This window comes from Enterococcus phoeniculicola ATCC BAA-412, assembly GCF_000407505.1.
GTDB classification, from domain to species: Bacteria; Bacillota; Bacilli; order Lactobacillales; family Enterococcaceae; genus Enterococcus_K; species Enterococcus_K phoeniculicola.
In genome coordinates this window covers 842452-865293 of sequence record NZ_ASWE01000001.1, presented here as the reverse complement: position 1 = coordinate 865293, position 22842 = coordinate 842452, and the positions used below count along the sequence as shown (strand labels likewise).

Here is a 22842-nt window from a genome sequence, read left to right as displayed (position 1 = left end):
AAGAACTTCAAATAGGAACTGCTTCTACCCTATCTTTTTATAAAACGAAAAAAGTCCTAGGTTGGAACACAAGTACAAGCTCAATCTATGCCCGAAGCCCACAACTAAAGGAGAGTTCATTTGTAGAAGATGATAAGTCTCCCTTCTCAACCTTTATTAAGATTTTAAGAGCGCAGAAGATAACCGTATAAGTTACGTCCCACGCTCAAATTATTTGTCGAATTCCATGTATTAATTCGCTTGTGAACAAGAATAGCTACCTATTAGTCTGTCTTGGCTACATAGCGGATATCTGAATCTTCAGTATGGCGGAATAATTGAAAACACCAGATTGAGATAAGTAAAACAATCAGTACAATCAATGTCATCGGTAGAAAAACACTGTTGTTCGTTTGTTTTAATATCAACCCAAGTATTACTTGTCCCATTGGCACAGCACACTGAGCGGCAGCCACGATAATCGACATAATTTTTCCTAAATTTTGCTTTGGTGTAATTCGTTGAACCATGCTCATCAGATAAATTGAAATAATACTCATAAGCATGCCGATAGGAAGTCCTGTTGCAAAAAAGAAAATCCAGCTAATCGTTGTTCCTACTTGGCTTCCAGCAAATAGTAAGCCAATATTCATCAGCATCATTAATCCAGCAGATAAAGCAAACGTCCGATAAAGAGTTTTTAAAGTTAATTTTTTAGAGAAATAACCTGCTAATACAGCTCCTAAAATAGTAGAAAAGCTAATCATTGCCATACCGATTCCATACATGGAATCACTTGCCTGTAACACCACTCTTAAAATAATCGGTGTTCCGACAATAAAAAATGAGGCTAATGAAAAATTTATTAATGCTGCAATAATCACGGCATTCCGAATCACCCGATTGTTTTTTACTTCCAAGAAACCTTCTTTTAAATCATTCGTTAATGTCTTCATCGCTCCATGCTCCATCGGTCTTTTTTCAAATGGGATTTTCAAGAAACTTTCAATGATCGCTGCAAGAATAAAAAAGATTGTTGTACTAATTACTAATGTTTGCACGCCCATTAAGCTATATAGAATTCCCCCAATAATTGGTGCTACAACATTGGATAACGAAAGAACTCCATTGACTAATCCATTAACTTTTTCTAAATTTTCTTGTCTCACCAATAAGGGAATACTGGCTGTAACCACTGGCGTATCGAAGCTTCCCACAAACGATAGGATAAAGAGTAATAAACCAACTAAGAAAATTTCCTGATTCATTCCTAAAACTAGATACAAGACTACTGCTAAAAGTGCATTCGCCATATCCATAAGAACCATCAAGTTTCTTCGATTAAAACGATCCGCAATAACACCCCCAATTGGTGCAAATAATACTGGGATACTTGAAATAGCCAGAATCGTTGCAAAGATATCTGCCCGTCCAGTCTGATCCAACACATACAACGAGAGTGCAAAGCGTAAAATAGCCCCTCCAAACACTGAAATCACTTGACCTAAAATCAAAAATAATATATTTTTTTTCATTCCTCCACCCTTACTTTCCAACTCTTAAATTTTTCTTAAGTAAAGGATACCATTTAAAGGAATCCACCCATTCAGCCTGAGGAATGAATTTTTTTAGGACTAAGGATGTAGAAAGCCGAGCGTTTTTCTCTTTTATAACAATAAACAATAAAAATTTACTTTTCCGTAGTTCACAATTGTTTGTCCATTTTTCCTGCAAAAGATTTATTACTTCACGTAATTTGTATTCTCTATAACATTTTGACTCTCCCTAACGATTGCGTCCTTACTGAACTATATTTTTCAATTCTTTTGACAACAGCTCTAGTTCTTTTAAAATAATACTAGAGTAGTCACCTGTATCATCCACAAAATTTCTGGATAAGCTTTGAATATTAAGAGTCACTTTACTGAGACTATCTTCATCATTTATTTCACTTACTATCTGCTTGATAGCTCTTTTAATTCTAACAATACTATAATTTCCTTCTTTCCATGGACTTTCTTCAATTAAGGACAAAATTTTATAACACCGTTTTCTTATATTTTCCATACAACACCTCTACTTACTTATAACTCTTGCATTAATTATTCAATTAGAAAACCAACCGTAATTAGGTATAGACTTTTGATAGTGCCCGAGGAACTCACAAAATAGCTAGTACCTTCCCTTATCCCTCGAACCTTTTCAGCATAACATGCCCACCGTTCGTATTAACAGTTTATTCTTTCAACTCTTTTTTACTTCACCCTTAGAATCTAGCAAAATAGCATGGAGTTTTTTTCATTATTTTAATCATCTAAAAACAGAATTAAAAAAATAGCTTTACTTTTTTAATAATTCAAGAAATTCTGAGGGTATACTATCTGCTAGCCAAACTTTTTCATTTCCCAAATAGAACTTTATCCCTTTCGCTCTAGCTTTTTCTGTGTTAATCACTAAAATAATCGGATTCTTCTCTTTTCTTTTCCCTACTAAAATAGCTGTCTCTATATCTTCGGATAAATGAACATATTGTCGAGACATAGGAGATAAACCAATTTTTTCAATTTCAGATAAAAAATCATGTGCAGTCCCATGATAAAGTAATTTAGGAGGAATAGCTTCTTCTTTTACTATTTTCATTGGAATAGAGTGTCCATACAATGCTCGAATACTATTCTCTTTAATCTCATGTCTCTTTTTTTCTGATTTCTCAATCATTATTTTTAAATCATCGAGTTCTACATTTTGCCATTCATCAGACTGATGAATGGCTTGTAATAATTGGTCAATTGGCACCCAACCATTTTTATCTAGTTCTAACTCATATTCCCATGGAACATGACGTAATGCATAAGAAACTTCTTTACTCAATTTTGTATAGTTTATTCCCTTAGACAATTTCTTCCTCCCGATTATATTCGACCATTGTTTTAACAGCAGATTCTACCCATTCCCATAAATCCTCAAATTCACCTCTTTGTTCAAAACCTTCTGTAGTAAAATCATGAATTAATTGAACTCTATTTTCTTTTCCAATCTCAAAACAAGCTATATCATCATTATCGTCTCTTCTTGCAAAGGGTATTAACTTTCTATTAGGATACCTTTCTTTCAAATCATGGTACCTTCTAGTTGCTTGACCTGACTCAATTAAATACCACACATCAAAATCTACCAAGTTTAATTCAATTAATTTGTTATAGGCTTCAGGGTATATAAATACGTCTTCTTCAATATAAAATTTTTTCATAACTATAAGCACATTCTTTCTATTTCATTTTTTCTAAATCAAACGACCCCATTGGATTGTTATTTCTAAAATCAGCTTTCTGTTTTCCAACTCGTAACTCTATAGCTTCTCCCCATGTTTTTGGAACTCCTTTTTTTGTCGTAAATCTATCTATTGTGGCTTGATCAGGTAAAGGTGTATCAAAGCTTCTAACATTGGCTTGAACGTCTATTCCAACCTCTCTAGCTGCTGCAACCCTTGTGTTATCAAGAGTCGTCAAGCTACCATCAGGCATTCTCACAACATCAATTGGGTCACCTTTCCAACCATTTGCTTTCATACTAGCAATAATTTCATCAGAACCATTTACAGAAGTTTGACTGAACCTAATTTCCGAAGGGTTAACATTTTCAATATTCTTTCCAAGTCCACTGGCTTTCTCACCAACTATAGTAGTCTCCTTCACAGCTGCCTCTTTAAAGTAACCTGCATCATTTAATAGTTTTCATTCTTTTTCGGTTAAATCAACGTCTTTTAATACTTTATTTCCTGCCTTTATCTCCTGCCTTTATCTCTTTGGCTATCTTGGCTAATTTACTTACAGGTATTGCTGTTAAAGCCAACCACTCCGCAGCTTTTAAACGACTGGATTCTTCTCCAGATAACCAATCTTTTCCATTGATTACTCGATAAATATCATTGATAAGAACAAATTCACCAACAAAATGTAATCCTTCCTTCAGCTGATTTTTTGCTATCATTGTGTTCAATTCATTTGATTGTTTATCATCATACACACCATTGACATATACGTTGTATATCACTATATCTCCGTTTGGGCCATTTGGGTAAACCTCTTCCCGGATGTCTATTTCTGGTTCCTTCTCCATTTCATACGTAGTCCATTTTTCCTGAATCGTCGTTTTCCATGATAAGTCATTAGGAACAGTGAACGTTCCCGTTGCTCCATTCCAAGCGGTCTTTGTCTGTTCTATTCCTTTGGCTACTGCTTTTCTTAAACTATCTATTTCTAAGAATATCAGTGTAGAGCGCGCATCAAATAACAATAATTTTCGTAACTTTTCTTCTAATTTTTTCTTAACGTCCGTGTACATACCGATGACCACCAGATTGGATCCTAACTGAAACAGTGAGGTCTCTCCCGTTGCAGTAGACATTAGTTGTGTCCGAATCTCTCTGGCTTCATTTAGTAATCGATTGATTTCACGAATTTGTTCTTCTAACTCTGACTGCTTTAAATCTATACTGTCTACTTGTGATAGGTACTCTTCAGGAAATGCGCTGACTGCCTTTTCAACCGCTTCTGATAGTATCATACCTCCTTGTGCCAATGGATACAATACATTAGAAAAATACGCTTTCGCAGAATCATACGTTGCCCCTTTTAAATTTGGCGTCGTTAACGTAAATTGTGAAATCGCTTTTTGTAAGGACTGATAGCTTTGGATTTGTTCCCTACACATATTACTGACACTCGTTGCTTAATCCTGCGAAGAAGAAACATACATATCAATGCTCATCTTTTTCCTCCTGTATGATGCTCCGTCTCTTGTGAGAAATATCTTCAAGCTGAATTTGTAGTCGTTTTTGTTTGATAGAAATATCTGATTCTCCCTGTTCTAACTGCTGAATGATTTGCCGATTTCTTCTTGAAAATTCTTCGCTAATTGTATCAAAAAATTGTCGCTCCTTTATTAAGATTTTACGAGAGTAGGACATAACTTAATTAGCTATGTCCCACCCTCAAAAAAAAGCCTTCCGAGCAATCTACTACTCAAAAGGCTTACTTTAAATGATTTACTGTTTTCTAGACTATGACCAATTCCACATCAATATTCCCTTTTGTTGCTTTTGAATAGGGACAAAACGCATGTGCTTTATCAGTCATTTCTTCTGCTTTTTCTTTGTCCATTCCATCAATGTGTACTTCTAAAATGACACCGATAGTATAGCCGCCATCTTCTAATGTATAAAGTGATACACGAGCTTTTACTTCTGAATCAGCTTTAATTCCTTCTTCTTTGAGCATATGTTGTAGAGCGCCATTAAAGCATGAAGCATATCCTGCCGCAAATAGTTGTTCCGGATTTGTTCCTTCACTATGAATACTTGGTGCTGTGATTTTCATTTTCATCGTTCCATTAGGCGCTTGTACTTCGCCTTCACGTCCGCCATGATTAATCATTGCTGTTTCATATACTTTTTTCACTGTTCTTCGCTCCCTTTTGAATTTATTATTACCTATTCATTGTAGGTGCTTTTGATGAAGAAAACAAAAATCTTGCTTGAAAACTATTCAAAAACTAAAATACCATCCTCTAATAATTTCCCAAAAAATAATAATACACCATCTGCAAGCATGACAGACATATTAATACCAAAATAAATCGATAGTTTTTCTAAAATCCCAACCTTTTTTTGATTTTTTAGATATAAATAAACTAAAAAATTGGTTCCATAAGTAAAAACAATCATTCCAACAAGAAACTTTACTAACATTTTTTCACCTCAAATAATTACGCCCATTTTTAAGAATCAAAGACATTTTCTTTTACGTCCTCAAAAAGCAACGCGACCCCTCCACAGCGTCTTGCAAGAAATGCAGCTTGTTCATAAGTATCAAATCTTCTCGCATTTGAAGCAGCTCTTGTCCAGCCGTTTGTTTGGCTGATATAGCCATGTAATACTTGAACCACATACATTTTTGCACTTCCTTTACCCTTCTCCTCATTATCTATACTCTTATAATGGACAAAGACTCAAAAAAATGCAAGCGCAATCATTCGATATTTAAAATAAAATGCGTTAAATTTGATTTTTTTCAATATTAGAATATCTATTGAAGAAATTCGCTAATTTTTCGATAACAACTTGATTATTTCCTTTGAAATCATTCTCCACTTGCAATACAAGTAGGGGTTCATGCAAACTCATTCTTAATAAAAACCAGCCGCTTCCATAGGGACTCGTTACTTTAAATCGAACGCCCTCCTCATTTTCAGGGTCAAGAATGACCCCCTCTTCCTCTTCTAAATATTCTGGAAGCTCTGCAATAATTGTCTCTCCAGCATTCCGATAGTTTTTACCGGCTAAGCGAAGTCGAATTTCAGTCGTCTCTTCGGGCTGTTTTAAAGAGCGAATCAGCGTATCAAGCGTTTGTCCGTTCTCTTGTAATTTTGGCAAGAGCATGAGCAGCTTCGCAATGACATACGCACCATCATCCAGAAAGTAATTCTCTTTAAACGCAGCATGTCCGCTTGTTTCAATTGCTAGCTGACTATCAATTCCCTCCTCATTTAACGCAATAGATTTATTAATCACATTTCGATAGCCCGAAATATATCGCACTTGTTTCCCGCCATTTTCCTCAATAAACTGTTTCAAGTGATCTGAAGTTGGAGAGTTAGTGACGATACTTGTACCTGGATGTTCACTTAGAATTATTTTGCTTAAAACAGCAATCAAGCTATTTCTATTAATAACCTCGCCATTTTTTGCAACTACAGCAGAACGATCTACATCAGTATCAAAAATTACTCCTAAATCGGCTTTGTTTTTTAATACCGCTGATTGTATGCTGGCCATTGCCTCTTTATTATCTGGATTTGGAATGTGGTTAGGAAACCGTCCGTCTGGCTCCAAAAATTGAGAACCTGTTGTGTCTGCTCCTAGCTCCTTTAAAACATATTCTGCAAAGAAGCCACCTGCCCCATTTCCAGCATCGACAATTAATTTCATTCCTTTTAATGGATTCTCTTGTGTGGTCTTCATGCCCTTACGAATTTTTTCTACAAGGTCTTTGGCATATGGAAGGAGAATATTTTTTTCTTCTACATTTCCAACGAAAGCACTTTGTTCTCGCTGTGTATTTGTCAAAATAAACTGGATATCCTCTTTCTCAGCCCCACCTTCCTTACTAAAAATCTTAATCCCATTGAAATAATACGGTAAATGACTTGCTGTTAACATAATTCCGGCATCACAGGAAAATTCCTGAAATTGCGTAGCCATAAACATGGCAGGGGTCGTTGCTAAGCCAAAATCAATGACTTCTACTCCTTGTTCTATTAAACTATTAATCAACGCTTTTTGGAGTGCTGGTCCGCTCAATCGACTATCCCGCCCAATACCAATTTTTAATTGTCCACTATTTCCTTTACTTCGCAGCCAATTTACAAGTCCATTCCCAATGAAAAAAACTTCTCTTTCAGTAAGAGTCTCCTTATGTTCGGGTGTCTCAATTGCTATTCCCCTAATATCCGATCCGTTTTGTAACGCTTTCATTTTTTCGTTCATTTTCTTCCTCCGTGTACTTTTTATTTGTCCTTTAGAATGTGGAATCCTCCAATAGAAATAGGAGGAAAATGATTTATTTTCTAGTTAACTTAATTATAGCAAAAAATACCTAAATTCAAAAAGGTTTTTTGGTATTTTTTACTTTATGTATAATTTCCAGATGGGTTAGACTAGAAATCTTGTTTGTTTTTCTTTCTTGTGTCAAAATAAAGTGTCTTATGGAAAGAAAATAGAAAATAAGGAGCAGCACAATGAAAAAAATTGCAATTGTTGGTGGCGGAATTATTGGTATGACGTTAGCCAGCTATTTAGATAAGCCAAACGTTCATGTGACCGTTTTTGATAATGAAGTAGGACAAGCAACCAAAGCAAGTGCAGGAATTATTTCTCCTTGGCTTTCAAAACGCAGAAATAAGCAATGGTATCAGCTGGCAAAAGAGGGAGCTGCATTTTATGAAAAGCTCGTCGTTGATTTTCAGCTGGATCACTCAGTTTATACAAAATCTGGGACCTTACTTCTTCGGAAAAAAAATGATTTAGTTGACTTAGCTTCTCTTGCTGAAGAAAGAAAGCAAGACGCACCTGAAATTGGGGAGATTGCGTTATTATCTGCAGAGCAAACTCAGCAGCAGCTTCCTCTTTTAGGAAAATTTCCTGCTCTAAAGATTTCTGGTGGCGGACGTCTAGACGGTGCAGCCTACCTAAACAGACTAAAAAAACGAGCTGCTCTAAATGGAGTTACTCTTTGCCAAATGGCTGTAGCCATAAAAAAAGAAGCAAATCATTGGGTAATTTGCCAGCGTGAAACTGGCGAATCTATCGATACTTTTGATTTCGTGGCACTTACGGCGGGGCCAGGGTTAAATCAGTTGTTAACCACACTGGATTATAAGGTAGATATTCGTCCTCAGAAAGGACAACTGCTCAGTTTTACCACTAATTTTAAAGAAAGTACGCATTGGCCAGTAGCTATGCTAGATGGAGAAAGTGATCTTATTCCTTTTTCTGATGGAACGATTTTACTTGGTGCGACTCATGAAAATGACAAAGGTTTTGATTTAACGCCTACCAAAGAAGCATATGAGCATTTGCGAACAGTCAGTCAGCCGTTTCTTTCATCTGATATTCTTTTTTCTGGTAACTTGCCAGACTTTCGAGTAGGAACGAGAGCGTATACCTCTGACTTTGCTCCCTTTTTTGGTCCTTTGCCTGATGATGAAACACTTGTTGTTGCCAGCGGATTAGGTTCATCTGGCTTAACAACAGGACCATACATCGGATATCTGCTGGCAAACTATTTCCAAACAAATACATTTGACAGTACTCTCTATCAAAAAAAGATGGAAACCTATATCCAAAAAAGGTAGTTCTGTAAGTAACGCATGAAAATATCCCTATGTGCTAGCTGAGTAATCTGTAACGACCACCAAACGTTAGATTTTTGGTCTAATTTTTTGGGGCACTACATCAGTATAGTCACATAGGGCTTATTTTATTTTATCTTCAGTTCTGCTATCTGTTCTTCAATCATGGACAACTCTGCGCCTGCTTGAAGCAGTGCTGCTGCTGTATATGCACTTTCCACAAAAGCTGTATCATAAAGACGGACTTCTTTTTCAGTCATTTCCATGGCCATCTCTAAATTCATTTTTGCGCTTCCTAAATCATAAAAAGCTAAAATTGTTTCTTCAGAGATACTGTCTATTCCTGTTGAGATACGCTCCATAGAAGTGCCGACACCTCCATCTTCTAGCCCAGCTGCAACCACCACTGTGACATCTTTAGCAACCTCTAACAAAAGCCGTTGAATCCCTTTTGCTATTTCTTCAACATGTGAAACAAGTAAGATTGCGCTACTCATGAGTAAAAACCCCCGCTTCAATCATGGATTGGAAAAGATAGTTTGAAGACATTGCCCCAGGATCAATATGTCCTTTTGACCGTTCCCCTACATAAGAAGCTCTACCCTTTGTCGCTATCAGGTCCTTTGTATTTTCTGTGAGATTAGTTACTAATTCTGGCGTTAAGGTTCCATCTTTTACTGCATCTACAGCTGGAATCCATAAATCAAGCATTGTTTTTTCTCCAAGCGTTGCTTTTCCACGTTTTTGAATTCCTGCAATCCCTGCACTTAATATTTCAACAGGATCATTTGTATCCTTGCTGGCCTTTGCCATCTCTAACATTGCGGTTCCATAAAGCGGACCAGATGCCCCACCTACCTTGCTGATTAACGTCATTGCAATGGTCTTAAATTCTTCAAACAAGCTTCCATGAATATCTGCTTGCATTACGGCAGACATCCCGCGAGCCATATTATTCCCATGGTCTCCATCGCCAATTGGTGTATCCAACTCACTTAGATAGTCTTTATTTGCTTGAATCTTTTCATCAAAACGTTGAATAGTTACTAATAAATTTTCGGGTGTAAACATGCCGTTTCCTCCTTACCAAGCTATAGTATCTACAGGCATATTTAATGCATCTAAAATTGCCTGATCTGTTTGAATCATCGTTAAAGAAAGACCAGCCATATCAATTGAAGTCATGTAATTTCCGACTTTGCTAAAGGAGATAGCCACGCCTTCTTCTTCTAAAATGGCTTTTACATCATTAAAGAAGATATACTGTTCCATTAGAGGTGTTGCACCCATGCCATTCACTAGGACACCGTAGCTATCTCCTTTTTCCCATTGAAATTCAGCTTTTAGCTTCTCAACAATTTCTTTTGCCATTTCTTTAGAGGATTTGCTCTTCTCACGTCGATAACCGGGCTCTCCATGAATTCCTACACCAAATTCGATTTCATCCTCAGCAAGTTCAAAACCAGGTTTTCCTACTTCAGGAACTGTCGCACCAGACAAAGCCACGCCGATTGTTTTAATTTTTTCGACTAGTTCTTTTCCAGCAGTCTCTAACTGTTCAACAGATGCACCATTTTTTGCCCAAGCGCCCAAAATCTTATGGACCAGAACAGTTCCCGCAACGCCACGTCGTCCTTGAGTATAGGTGCTATCTTCTACGGCAATATCATCATCTACCAAGACAAACCCTACAGAGATATCTTCTAAATCAGCCATATCCTGCGCCATTTCGAAGTTCATTACATCACCTGAGTAGTTTTTGACAATTAATAAAACACCTTTTCCTTCATTTGTTGCTTGGATAGCTGCGAATATCTGGTCGGGTGTTGGAGAAGTAAAAACTTGTCCGCAAACTGCCGCACTTAACATTCCGTCACCAACAAATCCCGCATGAGCAGGCTCATGACCACTTCCACCGCCGCTCACTAGTGCGACTTGCTGTGCGTTCACTTTTCTTTTTATGACAAACGTATCTGGTATCTGTTCCAGCTTTTCTGGATAAGCGCCGACTAGTCCAGAAGTCATTTCCGCTAAGACGTCCTTAGGATCATTGATAATTTTTTTCATACCGTATTCTCCTTCAATCGTTTATTTAAAAAGGTGTAATAAATGCACGAATATATCACAAGTAAAGATTGTTTCCCAAAAATATGGCACTCGCTTATCACACCTGTAATAGCAATAGTTGCACAATTTAAATTTTATCGTTTTAAATAGGTAACATCATGAACAAACCAGCCGCTAATGCTCCGCCAATCATTGGACCAACTACAGGTACCCAGCTATATCCCCAATCGGAATCTCCTTTATTTGGAATAGGTAAAAAAGCATGGGCAATTCTCGGACCTAAATCTCTAGCAGGATTAATTGCATAGCCAGTTGTTCCGCCAAGAGAAAGACCAATTGCCATGATAAGAACTCCAACCGCCAATGGATTCAACCCAGCGCCAAAATCACCTGTACCAAAAGAGAGTAACGCAAATACTAGAATGAAGGTGCCGATGATTTCACTTATTAAATTTGCACCATAACTTCTAATGGCAGGTCCTGTGGCAAAAGTTCCTAAAATAGTTGCTGGATCCTTTGTTTCCTTCCAATGCGGCATATATTGTACATAGACAAGAATCGCACCAATTATCGCACCAACCATTTGAGCTGCAATATAGGGAGCAACTAAATCCCAGCCGATATTTCCAGCCATCGCCATTCCTAAGGTAACTGCAGGATTTAGATGAGCAGAAGAAAGGTACCCAGAAGAATAGGCAGCAATTGACACAGCGGCACCCCAGCCTAATGTAATAGCAATCCAGCCTGCACCTTCAGCTTTTGATTTTTTCAGACTCACACCTGCTACAACGCCATCACCCAACAAGACTAAGATTGCCGTTCCCAATACTTCACCAATAAATTGAGTCATCACAGACGAATCCATATATTTTCCTTCTTTCTAGACTTATTTTTCAAGTGGTCGGTGTTTAAATTGCATAGTTGCCTGAACTGCATCTTGCCAACCAGCATACAAGTTTTCACAGACTTCTTTTTCCATTTTTGGTTCAAAACGGTTCCCCGTCTGATTCAATGCTTTAATTTCATCTAAATCTTTCCAGTAACCAACCGCTAGTCCGGCCAAATAGGCAACCCCTAATGCCGTGGTTTCTAAAAAGGCGGCACGCTCTACCGGTGTCTGTAAAATATCTGCCTGAAATTGCATTAATAATTCATTTTTTGATGCGCCACCATCAACACGTAACAGCTTAATTTCAGTATGTGCATCATCAGCCATTGTTTTTACTACATCACAGGTTTGATAGGCAAGAGATTCTAGCGTTGCACGAATGAAATGCTCTTTTGTTGTTCCTCGTGTCAACCCAAAAATTGCCCCTCTTGCTTCTTGATCCCAATACGGAGCACCTAAGCCGGTGAATGCAGGAACTACATACACATTATCACTATCAGGTACTTGTTTTGCGTAGTTTTCTGATTCGGGTGCATCTGTAAACATTCGCAGACCATCACGTAGCCATTGAATAGCTGAGCCTGCAACAAAAATGCTTCCTTCTAAAGCATAGGTGATTTTTCCATCAATGCCATAACCAATCGTCGTTAGTAACCCATTATTTGACAGTATTGGTTCTTCTCCTGTGTTCATGATAATAAATGCACCTGTTCCGTATGTGTTTTTGACCATTCCTTTTTCAAATGCTGTCTGACCAAATAAGGCTGCTTGTTGATCGCCTGCCATTCCTGCGATAGGTACTTGTTGACCATAAAAATGGTAGTCCTCTGTATAGCCATAAATCTCAGAATTTGAACGAACTTCAGGTAACATAATTTTAGGAATAGCCAATAAATCAAGTATCTCTTGATCCCAAGTTAAATCATAAATATTGTACATCATCGTTCGACTCGCATTAGTGTAGTCAGTAACATGTGCTTTTCCACCAGTTAGCTTCCAGACAATCCACGTATCAATTGTTCCAAATAAAAGTTCTCCTTTTTCGGCGCGATTGCGTGCCCCTTCCACATGATCCAAAATCCATTTTACTTTTGTTGCTGAGAAATAAGAATCAATAATTAGTCCTGTCTTTTTTTGAATCATCTCTTGGTGACCTGCTTTTTTCAGCTCATCAGCAATTTCGTTTGTCTGTTTTGACTGCCACACAATCGCGTGATAGATAGGTATACCGGTTTCTTTATCCCAAACAACGGTTGTTTCACGCTGATTTGTAATACCGATTGCAGAAATTTGATGGGGGCGCAAGCTTCCTTCAATTAAAGCACCTGCAATTACTGATTGAACAGAGTTCCAAATTTCATTCGCATCATGTTCTACCCATCCTGCTTTTGGAAAATGCTGGGTAAATTCTTTTTGTGAAGTCGCTATTTGTTTTCCTGCTTTATCAAATACAATGGCTCTTGAGCTTGTTGTTCCTTGGTCAATTGATAAAATGTATTGTTCAACCATTTTATAATCCCACTCCTCTTCATTTAATGACAATTAAAATTTTCTTCTTGCTTATGCTGCTTCTTTTATCAGAATATTTTTCTGAAAGTAGAAAAAAACAGACCTCCTCTCTTCATTATTCTAACACGTCTATAATAAACGATAAAGTAAGCGTTTTACCAATGAAATGATTCCAATTTTTGATAAAAAAAAAGACCGCCGAAGCGATCTCTACTTGTTTCTTAGTACCAGCCGTTTGCTAACCAAAATGCTTGTGCATTTTCCCATGAACCATATCGTTCAGCAACATAGTTTTCAGCAACACGTTCTTGGTTTTCAGCAGAATAATCTCCATTTAAATAAGAAGAATCTAATTGATAGCGACCAATGTATTTTCCATTAGTTGCTGAATAAGAACCGCCAGATTCTTTTTGAGCAATCCATTCTTTTGCAGAAGAAGTAGTTGCAGGTGCAGATTGTGTTTCTTCTACGTAAGTTTCTGCAGGTGCAGCTTCTGTATAAGCTTCTTGTGTATTCGCAGGTTCTGTATAAGCTTCTTGTGTTTGACTTGAAGCTTCAGCTACTTCACCATCATCTGTAGGAATAACTAATTCTTGACCTGTGAAGATTAAATTAATATTTGAAATTTCATTTTTTTCTGCGATTGCATGAATTAGACTGCTATCGTCAGAGTATTTAGCAGAAATTGTTGATAGTGTATCTCCAGTTTGAACTTTATATAAAGAATCTGCATGTGCGTCTGCTGTACCTAAAATGACGGTTGCTCCGGCTGCTAATGTTGCTCCTAGTAAAAGTGTTTTAAGTGATTTCATGTAAACATTCTCCTTTTCTTTGTCGTCTGTATCGCTTAACGACAGGTATCACTTTAACATCACAAAACATTTCATAGGTAATAAATCTGTGACATTTGATTGCAGAACAATGTTTATTTTATCTTTTATGACACATATGCTGAAAATACCGTCAAATCAACGTTTCTTTGATCTATAATTTGGAAATTAACAACTATTTTTTTTAAAACAACTATTTTTACTTTGAAAAATATAAAATTTCAAATCAAATATGTTGAATTTTACAGAAAAATTTCAAGGATTTTCTATCTTTTTTGCTTTTTTTTACACTTAAATAGGTGATTTCAGTAATGAATTTTGATGTATAGCAAACAATTTTTTGCTCTTTTAATGTCTATTTAAAACTTTTTCCTTGCGGTATCGCCTCTTAACTCTTGTATAGAACGTTAAGAACCAATTTTTCTACCTATTAATATTGGAATTTCTCTACTCGTTTTTATAGTAAACATTTCTATTAAAGAAATTTCTAACTAACTTTGTAATCTATGGAAATTTTGTCAATTCTTTCTTTTGTTCTAACAGTTTTCTGTTATCGCTTTCATATTTTTGCTGTTCGTGATAGACTTTACTTGTTTTGGTCTATACCTAATTAAAGGAGCGTATGATTGATGAAAATGAGGAAAGAATCATGGTGTGTTGTTGGTGGTATTTTAGTGGTGGCCGTAGCCGTTTTGTCCAGTTTTTTATTATCAGAGTTTCTATTGTTGAATTTCTTTTTATTTCTTTCTGGTAGTCTGTTGATTTTCTGGCATTTACCAGCTCATATCTTTAGACCTCATAAAAAACAATTAATCGCAAACGAAAAAGAATTGAGTTATCAAAAGCGGATTATGTCCCTGCCTTTTCACCCCAGCATAGAAATTATTGGTCAAACATGTTCATATGTTTATTATAAATTTTATGTAGATTACAACAGCCAGTTAATTGGACTTGGTAATGCCCACACTGCTAGTCTCAGTTTAGTAAAACGGATTCCCTTTGAGACCATTATTGGATTTAAGCTTCTATCAGGTGCTCAAATATTATGTGAAGGAAAAATTGGCGAACCCATTCATTATTACAAAGAAATAAATGAACTTTTTGGACAAACCTTAGCGAATCTAACTGTCTCAATTTATACAACCTATCATAAAACGAAACCTTATACTTTAACTTTGGCGGATAAAGAGGCGAAGGTAGGTTTTTCTAAAGAAGTGATTGGTGCAAAAAAATTATTGGACTTTTTTGAAAGCTTAAATACTATCACTTTGAAACGTCAATAAAAATATAGGACAAACACCAGAAAAGCAAACCTTCTCCTGGGTGTTTGTCCTGCCTTTGTTTCCTATAACTCGACTAATTGACTTTTTTGGTAAGTTCCTAAAACAAATCTTGAGATAGGGCCAACGATTAATAGTTGCAATGGAAGAGCCACAATAAAATTAAACGCAACAGCTTTTATATAAAGAGCGCCCATATTTTCTTGAATGCCCCCTTCAATTAAAATACCAAAAAGTGACATGCATAAGACCATTCCTGTTACCATAAGTGTTGAGATTGTTAAAATCATGTAAATCATTTTCTCTTTACTGATTGGAAGCTTGAACGCAATAGCCTTTGCAATTTTCCCAACAATAAATACGTCCAGAATAAAGGCAACTACAATTCCAGGAATTAGTCCTGTTACTAAACTAGTCCATGAAAATGAGTCATGTAGTATCAAATTGTACGTACTCATTCCAAGAACCATTAGAAAACACATAACCGAAGTTAAGAGTAAACTTTCTTTTTTTGATTTTGGCACATTATTTCCTCCTTTTTTACAACATCTAAAATCCTATCATAAAAAAAATTTCTTCGTAAGTTTTTTTTTGCAATTTTCAATGATTTTTTCAAAAAAATATTTTTACTCCTCTTGAGAAACTTTCTATTTTTATGTAATAAAGAAACTAGGCTCATTAATCATCAGTTAATTATGTCTCTTTTATAGTTCTTTCTTGAATCTATTTTTGTGGCAAATAAAAAAAGCAATCCCATAAAAGGATTGCTTTCACTAGTTTAAATTAGTTTTTTTGGATGTTTGTTGCTTGTAAGCCACGTTGGCCTTCTTCAACGTCGAAAGTAACTGATTGACCTTCGTCTAAAGTTTTGAAGCCGTCGCCTTGGATAGCTGAGAAGTGTGCAAACACGTCAGTTCCGTCTTCTTGAGTGATGAATCCAAAACCTTTATCTGCGTTAAACCATTTCACTGTACCTGTGTTCATAATGTATTCCTCCGTTTGTGCATACGCACGAATTATTTGCAATACTTTTGCGTATAAAAAAAGAGGAACTGAACCATTCAGATGAATGAATTAGCCTATTCATTTATTCAACAACCATACTACAAAAAGAAGTATATCATGCTGGTAGGAAAAAGTAAAGTAATTATCCTCAGCTTATCCTTCAAACATTTCAAGTGCTTTTTTTATTTCTCTTATGACTTCTTCTTCAGGTTCTTCTTCCAACCAGCTGGATAATCTAGGCTGCCACAAATCAACTTCTTTTTTTCCTAATTTCCCTATCGCCCATGCGGCTGTTCCTCGTATTACCGGTCGTATATCATGCGCTGCCATCCATATTTCCGGAAGAGCGCTTCGATCCCCTAAATTAGCTAAGGCTATTATTGCATTTCGCTGAAGAGGCTTCTTTCCTCGCCAAGAACCTGCTAGGTGACCAAATTTTTCATTAAATTCTTTGTTAGACATGGAAAGCATCGGTTTTAATTTAGGATAAACCGTTTCTATGTCTGGTTCCATTTCTTCATGAAAATGAATGTTTTTCCCTTTATTGTATGGACAAACTAGTTGACAGATATCACAACCATAAATAACATTGTGCATCTTCTTTCGATATTCTTCTGGCATCATGCCTTTGGTCTGCGTTTGATAAGACAAGCATCGTTTGGCATTCATTCGGCCATCTCCTAGTAATGCAGAAGTTGGGCACGCTGTAATACATCGCGTACAGTCCCCACAGCCAAACGGAACAGGTTCATCTGGAGTGAATGTAATATTTGTGATAATTTCCCCTAAATAGACAAAGGAACCAAACTCTTCTGTAATAAGTAACCCATTACGTCCAATAAATCCAAGACCTGCGCGCTGGGCGACTGCAACATCAATTAATTCCCCCGTATCTACTTGTGGTGCAAACCGCCATTGTTCTGCTTCTTGATCGTTCTTTGCTTCTTCTTTAATAAACTCGATTAATTTTCCTAATCGATCGCGAAGAATTTCATGATAATCAATGCCCCAGGAAGCTCGAGCAAATTGACCTCTTTTTTCATCTCTTGGAACTTTATCCCGGGCTTTGGTTGGATAAGCCAATGCAATAGAGATAATGGTTTGTGGATTTTCAAATGTCCGTTCTAGATAAAGCCGGTCTTCAATTACCGGATGCTCAAACCCGGAGGTATGTCCTTTGTCTTTTTGCTCTCTCAGTGAATCCTCTAAATAATCAAACGGTTCTGCTGAAGCAAATCCGATTTTATCAATTCCGAGTAGTTTGCTTTGAGCAATTATTTTTTCTTTTAAATTCATATATTTTCTACTTCTTTCTATACTATGGCATAAAAAATAGTTATTTTAAAAATCGCTTGGTTAGAATAGAGGAAATTGGGAAACTAAATAACAGATAAAAGCAAGCATTTCCCACCCCATGCATAAAATCAAATGGCAATCCCGAAAAATAATAAGGCCAAAAACTTTTTACTCCCCAAAATGGAGCTAACAAAATTGATATGAGGAAACCGTATAATAACCCGCTAACAAAGCTAATAATCAACATGATTCCAGTATGATTTTTCAAAGGGATTAAACAATTGATTCCAGCAACCAGTATACACAACAAACAAAAAGTGATGATTTGTGCAATGGTCCATATACCCATCCCTAAATAAAGATTAGTTATCACGATTGATAAACCACCCACAATCATTGCAGGAAGAACCCCCATATAAAGAGTTACTAAAAACAAGATAGCTGTTACTGGCTGGACATTAGGTATCGGCTGTGTAAGTAAGCGTCCAATGACACAAAAAGCAGTAAGCAATGCCAATTGTGCAAGCATTAAAGTTGACCATTTTATTTTTTTTGGCATGCTTTCATTCCTTCTCTCTTTTTGGTAGAGTTAAATTGTTCGTTTTTATTATACTATGGAATAGGAGTTTATGAGATGAAAAAAATTGTTTTTAGTTTATTACTGGCTCTTTCTACAACTATTTTTGTTGGCTGTAGTGGCGATACTGCTCCTACACCATCGCAAACAACCTCTAGCAGTATTGTAAGTACAATCTCTGTTACGGTCACATTGTCTGTTGATGGAAAGCAAAAGGATTCAAAGAAGTTAACTGTGACTGAAGGAGAAGACTTACTAACTGCCATAAAATCTTCCTTTTCAATAGAAGAAACAGATGGGTTTATCACCTCTATTGATGGGAATACACAAGATGAAGCGGCAGGTAAATATTGGCTGTTTACAGTAAACGGTGAGATGAGTCCAGTTGGTGCTAAAGAAGTTGTATTGAAACAAGGAGATAAAATAGTGTTTACATTAGATAAAATAAGTTAATCATATATGCATAAAAACAATAAAGAGTAGGGAATAGATTCATTGGCGAATGAATCTATTCCCTACTCTTTGTCTATTTTCAAAATCAAACTATTTGTTGTGTGAGTTATCGAATATACAATCCATATTCCATCCCGCGTCTTGGATGATTTATCTTCACAAACTGCAAATTTTTTTCCTTGACCTCTCCTTTTGCCAGAAGAAGTAAAGCTTCTCTATACGTAGTCCAGTAATCGACTGAAGCGCCTTTTTTCTCATCAGGAAGTGCATCAAAAAAGTTAAAAGAAACAAGCTTTGAATTAATGACTTTATAAAAAACATCTGCTTGAATATCCGACATGGTAGTGAAATCCAAATAGTGCTTTGGATTCTCCTTTGTAATTTGTCGTTGCTGCTCAAAAGTCAGTGTCTCTAATCTGTCTGGTCGGGCATTAATGGTTAGTTGATTATGTAGGATGTTTACAAACGGATTATCAGCAACAAATTGTCCTTGATAAATATTTTCTCGTAAGGATTGAAGAGCTTGAGTCATGCTTGTATCTCCTAAAATATGAGGCCATAATCTATTGTGGTAAGTTTCTCCTTGTTTAGCAACAGCACCAGCCACAAATCCAGAAGCAGATACACAAATAAAGTAATCAATGGAGGCATGTTCGCTAAGGTGTTCTACTTCTCCCCAGCTCCAATAACTATCAATTTGATAGCCATTCACCAATAATTGTTCATACTCCCATAGAGGATTTTCTTGCTCATTGAGCCAACGATACTCTTTTTCTGCCTGTTTGAATAACTGACTTGTTTCTTCAATTAATTTATTAATTCTTGGCTTTTCTTGTCGTTTCACTTCAGCATTACTAAATGCCTCTGAAACTACTTCAATTAAGGTCTGATAATAAGCATGCTGCTTATTCATAGAACCCCTCCTTACTGTCTAGCAATAAAAATTCCTCTTTTATTATAGCAAATTTTTCATAAATGCACGAATTTCTATCTTTTCCCCCTTTATCAGTAAGAAGAAGCATATAAAAAGAAGATGGAACATAACTAATTAAGTTATATCCCACCTTCTATTACCTTATTTCACTAAATCACGTATTTGTTGTGCTTGTTCATCTGTAAGCATTGACTCCACGATGTCTAGGTATTCCTCAACATCCTCTTTTGTTAGTAGATCTTTTCCTTTTGCAAGTTCATCATAAATTTCTTTAAATTCATCGTCAGATAATTTGTAGTCCCCTAAATCATAGTTATCTGTGGAATCATCTAAATCATAATCATCTTCATCATAGGAATCATTATATCCGTAACTCGAACCCATTGCTTCTCCAAATAATTGAGATGCTTCTTCTTCAGAAATAATATCTAATTTATTTGGCTTTTTAACTTTTTCTTTTGATTCTTTAGGCGTTAAACTGATTGTAAACTTCAATTCTACTTCTTCTTGTTTCATGTGCATTGTAGCTTTCGTTTTGTCAGTTTTGGTGTTTACTGTTGTTTTCAACGTAAATTTATCCACTTCATCTAAGAAAGTAAAATTATCTTCTACATAGCTTTTTAGTGTTTTTGAACCATTTTCTTTAACGTATTTAACAAATCCTTCTAACTCTTCTTTTGTAAATGTATGAGAGATTTCATCTCCGTCTTTTTTAAAATCATCCTCTTTAAGCTTTGCATCTACATAATCTTTAAATAAATCATTTAGTTTGCCGTCGCTTAATTCTTTGAGTAATTTTTTATCATCTGCACTTACATCTGCCTGTTCATCTAAACCAGACTCTTCAAGCATCGATTCTGTCAATGGAATATATTTTGTCTTTAATTCATCTTTTTTCGCTTTGTCTACTTCAACTGGTATTCCAAATGCAGAAATAAGATCCATAGCTCCTGTATAGGTTGATCCTGACAAGTAGAGTTCATCATCTGCTTGAATCATTTCAATAGGTAGGGTTTGATCGAATGCTTTAATATTCATATTGAATTCAAAGTCTTCCCCTTTGCTATCAGTTAGAAAATCACCAGAAATAGAAATATCTTTTAGCTGCGTAGCAATCATCGCTGCTTGTGCGCTTCCCTCATCTGTTTTGATTTTTATATCGTCAAATTTAAAATCAAACTCAGAAGCATTGTATTTCTTCGTATCCGCCTGATTTTTATACGTGTCGATAAATTGTTCTTTTGCTGACTGCCCCTGACATCCGGCTAATAAAAATAGCCCAGCTACTGCCCCAACAAGTAAAGTTGCTTTTTTCATTTTATCATCCCTTCTCTGCGTTTTTAAAACGCTTATTAAATTATAATATAACTGGATGATAAAGAACAGTTATTTTTTGAAATGTTATTTTAAATGAATTTGTTTTGTCATAATTTTTTTCAAAAAAGCGATATCATGCTCAATGAGAATCATCGTAGGTTTCACAGCTAGAATTAACTGTTCCAGCTGTTCTTGATTAAATACATCTAGATAATTCAATGGTTCATCCCAAATATATAATTCTGCAGAAACTGAAAGAGATTTCGCTACTTCCACTTTTTTTCGTTGCCCCATACTCATTTGTTGAATTGGATTATGGAAAACTTCTCTTTCCATTCCTAATTTCTTCAAATTATTTAAAAAAATCGAATAGTCTAATTTGTTTTTTTTAGCAAAATCTTGTAAGGTGCCCGAATTATCTTCATAATTTTGTCTAACATAACTAATTTGAGTGTGAGTGGATAGTTGAACATTCCCTTTAACCTGGCCATCAAATTCATTCAATAGATAGCGAATAATACTAGACTTCCCCGATCCATTAGGTCCTGTAATAGCAATTCGTTCATGCTTATTTACTTCAAAGCTGACTGGCTCAAACAAAACTTTTTCTTCATAGCCTAATGACAACTTTTCGACAGTTAATAATCGCTGTCTGTGCGTGGGCTGAAAGTTCATCTGCAAAGGATCAATATATTCAATGTCTTTTAATAACTTTTCTTTTTCAGATGCTTGAGTCTCCATACGTGTGACAATTGCTTTTGATCGTTTCATTGTCCGTGCTGCATCAGCGCCAACTGCTCCTTTATTTACCCGCCTATTTTCTGTATCAATAAAACCAGTTCGGCTTTTTGTTTTATCCCCTTCTCGAGAACGTGACCATTCAGCTTTTTCTGCGGCAGTTTTTTTCAAGCGCGAAACTTCTTTTTTTAACTTCATATTTTGTGCTTGTTCGAATTCATCCCGCAGACGTTTTTGTTCTTCATAGACAGAAAAATTACCTTGATAAAGAACTAGCTGACTTTTTTCAATAGATAATACATGATCGACAACTTCATTTACAAAATTTCGATCGTGGCTTACAACAATAAACCCTTGTTTTTTCTTATTCAAATATTCAGCAACTTGTTGTCTTCCTAACATATCCAAGTGATTTGTTGGTTCATCAATTAACGGAAAATGCTGCTGATCGATAAATAAAAGAGCCAATAAAACTTTCGTCTGCTCTCCTCCAGAAAGAGTTGTGAAGTCTCTCCAAAGAATGTCTGGTGAAAGATGGAGTAAATTTAGTTCTCGCTCCAACTCCCATTGCTCAAATGAACAGATATCATTCAAAACGTAATAGGTCAGTTGATGCTTATTTTGAATTGCTTGTGGAAAATAGACAAAATCCAATTGATGACTAATTTGTCCTTCATAAGGAAGTTTTCCTTGCAAAATAGTTAATAATGTCGTTTTCCCTCGACCATTTCGGCCAATCAGCCCTAATTTCCAATGCTGATCAAAGTTTAGTGTTGCTTGATCAAATAGTAATCCTTCTTGATTGTCATAACCAAAGGATAAATTTTTAATTTCAATAGTGGACATTTTCTCACCTCATAAAAAATAACCCGTCCAATTTTCAGAAACAGGCTACAAAAAAGCTTTTTATAGGTTCAAAAAAAGACCCTACATTGAAAAGCTAAGCCAATCCTGAAAATCTGCACACTATCCCCTTGGTAGGTTCTAGTCTGAATGCAGCTTCAACAGTTTGACTTAAATTCTCAATGCACGATCCCTCACTTCACATTTATATTAAC

The 22842-nt window shown here is 36.0% G+C and carries 26 protein-coding genes; 3 read left to right on the top strand and 23 right to left on the bottom strand.

Annotated elements, in window-relative coordinates:
* Nucleotides 1-263: 263 nt before the first annotated feature.
* The 10 genes from I589_RS03915 to I589_RS03870 form a co-directional block, all read right to left on the bottom strand.
* On the bottom strand, nucleotides 264-1514 hold the full coding sequence (locus I589_RS03915; RefSeq protein WP_010769426.1) for an MFS transporter: 1251 nt from the start codon (nucleotides 1512-1514) through the stop codon (nucleotides 264-266).
* A gap of 265 nt (nucleotides 1515-1779) precedes the next feature.
* A complete protein-coding gene (locus I589_RS03910; protein ID WP_010769427.1) occupies nucleotides 1780-2046 on the bottom strand; it encodes a hypothetical protein in 267 nt (88 codons plus the stop codon).
* 273 nt (nucleotides 2047-2319) lie between these two features.
* Nucleotides 2320-2877: an RNA 2'-phosphotransferase gene (locus I589_RS03905; protein ID WP_010769428.1), complete on the bottom strand. Its 558-nt coding sequence runs from the start codon at nucleotides 2875-2877 to the stop codon at nucleotides 2320-2322.
* The gene (locus tag I589_RS03900) at nucleotides 2870-3229 is read right to left on the bottom strand and encodes a hypothetical protein (protein WP_010769429.1); all 360 of its coding nucleotides are present in this window, start codon (nucleotides 3227-3229) and stop codon (nucleotides 2870-2872) included. The genes I589_RS03905 and I589_RS03900 overlap by 8 nt, the downstream gene beginning before the upstream one ends.
* A gap of 19 nt (nucleotides 3230-3248) precedes the next feature.
* A complete protein-coding gene (locus I589_RS03895; RefSeq protein ID WP_010769430.1) occupies nucleotides 3249-3674 on the bottom strand; it encodes a hypothetical protein in 426 nt (141 codons plus the stop codon).
* A gap of 76 nt (nucleotides 3675-3750) precedes the next feature.
* The gene (locus I589_RS03890; RefSeq protein ID WP_010769431.1) at nucleotides 3751-4692 is read right to left on the bottom strand and encodes a pre-toxin TG domain-containing protein; all 942 of its coding nucleotides are present in this window, start codon (nucleotides 4690-4692) and stop codon (nucleotides 3751-3753) included.
* Between the two features lie 344 nt (nucleotides 4693-5036).
* Nucleotides 5037-5438: an organic hydroperoxide resistance protein gene (locus I589_RS03880; protein WP_010769432.1), complete on the bottom strand. Its 402-nt coding sequence runs from the start codon at nucleotides 5436-5438 to the stop codon at nucleotides 5037-5039.
* 83 nt (nucleotides 5439-5521) lie between these two features.
* Nucleotides 5522-5728, bottom strand: a complete 207-nt coding sequence (locus I589_RS03875) for a hypothetical protein (protein ID WP_010769433.1) — start codon at nucleotides 5726-5728, stop codon at nucleotides 5522-5524.
* Between the two features lie 29 nt (nucleotides 5729-5757).
* Nucleotides 5758-5931 (bottom strand): hypothetical protein, encoded by a 174-nt coding sequence (locus tag I589_RS18280; RefSeq protein WP_010769434.1) that lies wholly within the window; start codon nucleotides 5929-5931, stop codon nucleotides 5758-5760.
* A gap of 103 nt (nucleotides 5932-6034) precedes the next feature.
* Entirely contained in the window at nucleotides 6035-7525 is a 1491-nt protein-coding gene (locus I589_RS03870) for a phosphohexomutase domain-containing protein (protein WP_010769435.1), read from the bottom strand.
* A gap of 251 nt (nucleotides 7526-7776) precedes the next feature.
* Between I589_RS03870 and I589_RS03865 the strand changes: the two genes are divergently transcribed.
* Complete coding sequence (locus I589_RS03865; RefSeq protein ID WP_010769436.1) at nucleotides 7777-8892, top strand: NAD(P)/FAD-dependent oxidoreductase; 1116 nt, start codon at nucleotides 7777-7779, stop codon at nucleotides 8890-8892.
* Between the two features lie 125 nt (nucleotides 8893-9017).
* Here the strand turns inward: I589_RS03865 and dhaM are convergent, their stop codons facing one another.
* The 6 genes from dhaM to apf form a co-directional block, all read right to left on the bottom strand.
* Nucleotides 9018-9386 (bottom strand): dihydroxyacetone kinase phosphoryl donor subunit DhaM, encoded by a 369-nt coding sequence (gene dhaM / locus I589_RS03860; RefSeq protein WP_010769437.1) that lies wholly within the window; start codon nucleotides 9384-9386, stop codon nucleotides 9018-9020.
* Complete coding sequence (gene dhaL / locus I589_RS03855) at nucleotides 9379-9960, bottom strand: dihydroxyacetone kinase subunit DhaL (RefSeq protein WP_010769438.1); 582 nt, start codon at nucleotides 9958-9960, stop codon at nucleotides 9379-9381. Before dhaL ends, dhaM begins: the two co-directional genes overlap by 8 nt.
* A 12-nt stretch (nucleotides 9961-9972) precedes the next feature.
* The gene (gene dhaK, locus I589_RS03850) at nucleotides 9973-10956 is read right to left on the bottom strand and encodes a dihydroxyacetone kinase subunit DhaK (RefSeq protein ID WP_010769439.1); all 984 of its coding nucleotides are present in this window, start codon (nucleotides 10954-10956) and stop codon (nucleotides 9973-9975) included.
* A gap of 142 nt (nucleotides 10957-11098) precedes the next feature.
* Nucleotides 11099-11821: an MIP/aquaporin family protein gene (locus tag I589_RS03845; RefSeq protein WP_010769440.1), complete on the bottom strand. Its 723-nt coding sequence runs from the start codon at nucleotides 11819-11821 to the stop codon at nucleotides 11099-11101.
* 21 nt (nucleotides 11822-11842) lie between these two features.
* Complete coding sequence (glpK, locus tag I589_RS03840) at nucleotides 11843-13354, bottom strand: glycerol kinase GlpK (RefSeq protein ID WP_010769441.1); 1512 nt, start codon at nucleotides 13352-13354, stop codon at nucleotides 11843-11845.
* A gap of 221 nt (nucleotides 13355-13575) precedes the next feature.
* Nucleotides 13576-14166, bottom strand: a complete 591-nt coding sequence (apf, locus tag I589_RS03835) for an aggregation-promoting factor (protein WP_010769442.1) — start codon at nucleotides 14164-14166, stop codon at nucleotides 13576-13578.
* 647 nt (nucleotides 14167-14813) lie between these two features.
* On the opposite strand from apf, the gene I589_RS03830 reads away from it, so the two are divergent.
* The gene (locus tag I589_RS03830; RefSeq protein ID WP_010769443.1) at nucleotides 14814-15467 is read left to right on the top strand and encodes a hypothetical protein; all 654 of its coding nucleotides are present in this window, start codon (nucleotides 14814-14816) and stop codon (nucleotides 15465-15467) included.
* Nucleotides 15468-15529: 62 nt separating this feature from the next.
* On the opposite strand, the gene I589_RS03825 is transcribed toward I589_RS03830, so the two are convergent.
* The 4 genes from I589_RS03825 to I589_RS03810 all read right to left on the bottom strand — a co-directional run bounded on the left by I589_RS03825 (nucleotide 15530) and on the right by I589_RS03810 (nucleotide 18324).
* Complete coding sequence (locus I589_RS03825) at nucleotides 15530-15988, bottom strand: DUF2798 domain-containing protein (protein ID WP_010769444.1); 459 nt, start codon at nucleotides 15986-15988, stop codon at nucleotides 15530-15532.
* 259 nt (nucleotides 15989-16247) lie between these two features.
* Entirely contained in the window at nucleotides 16248-16448 is a 201-nt protein-coding gene (locus tag I589_RS03820; protein ID WP_010769445.1) for a cold-shock protein, read from the bottom strand.
* Nucleotides 16449-16622: 174 nt separating this feature from the next.
* A complete protein-coding gene (gene queG, locus I589_RS03815) occupies nucleotides 16623-17765 on the bottom strand; it encodes a tRNA epoxyqueuosine(34) reductase QueG (protein ID WP_010769446.1) in 1143 nt (380 codons plus the stop codon).
* A gap of 40 nt (nucleotides 17766-17805) precedes the next feature.
* The gene (locus I589_RS03810) at nucleotides 17806-18324 is read right to left on the bottom strand and encodes a hypothetical protein (protein ID WP_010769447.1); all 519 of its coding nucleotides are present in this window, start codon (nucleotides 18322-18324) and stop codon (nucleotides 17806-17808) included.
* 75 nt (nucleotides 18325-18399) lie between these two features.
* Between I589_RS03810 and I589_RS03805 the strand changes: the two genes are divergently transcribed.
* Nucleotides 18400-18795: a DUF4430 domain-containing protein gene (locus tag I589_RS03805; RefSeq protein WP_010769448.1), complete on the top strand. Its 396-nt coding sequence runs from the start codon at nucleotides 18400-18402 to the stop codon at nucleotides 18793-18795.
* Nucleotides 18796-18901: 106 nt separating this feature from the next.
* On the opposite strand, the gene I589_RS03800 is transcribed toward I589_RS03805, so the two are convergent.
* The 3 genes from I589_RS03800 to I589_RS03790 form a co-directional block, all read right to left on the bottom strand.
* A complete protein-coding gene (locus tag I589_RS03800; protein ID WP_010769449.1) occupies nucleotides 18902-19708 on the bottom strand; it encodes a hypothetical protein in 807 nt (268 codons plus the stop codon).
* Between the two features lie 162 nt (nucleotides 19709-19870).
* Nucleotides 19871-21046, bottom strand: a complete 1176-nt coding sequence (locus I589_RS03795) for a hypothetical protein (RefSeq protein ID WP_010769450.1) — start codon at nucleotides 21044-21046, stop codon at nucleotides 19871-19873.
* Nucleotides 21047-21130: 84 nt separating this feature from the next.
* Nucleotides 21131-22630 carry an Lsa family ABC-F type ribosomal protection protein gene (locus I589_RS03790; protein ID WP_010769451.1) on the bottom strand — a complete coding sequence of 500 codons (1500 nt, stop codon included), beginning with the start codon at nucleotides 22628-22630 and terminating at the stop codon, nucleotides 21131-21133.
* Nucleotides 22631-22842: the final 212 nt, after the last annotated feature.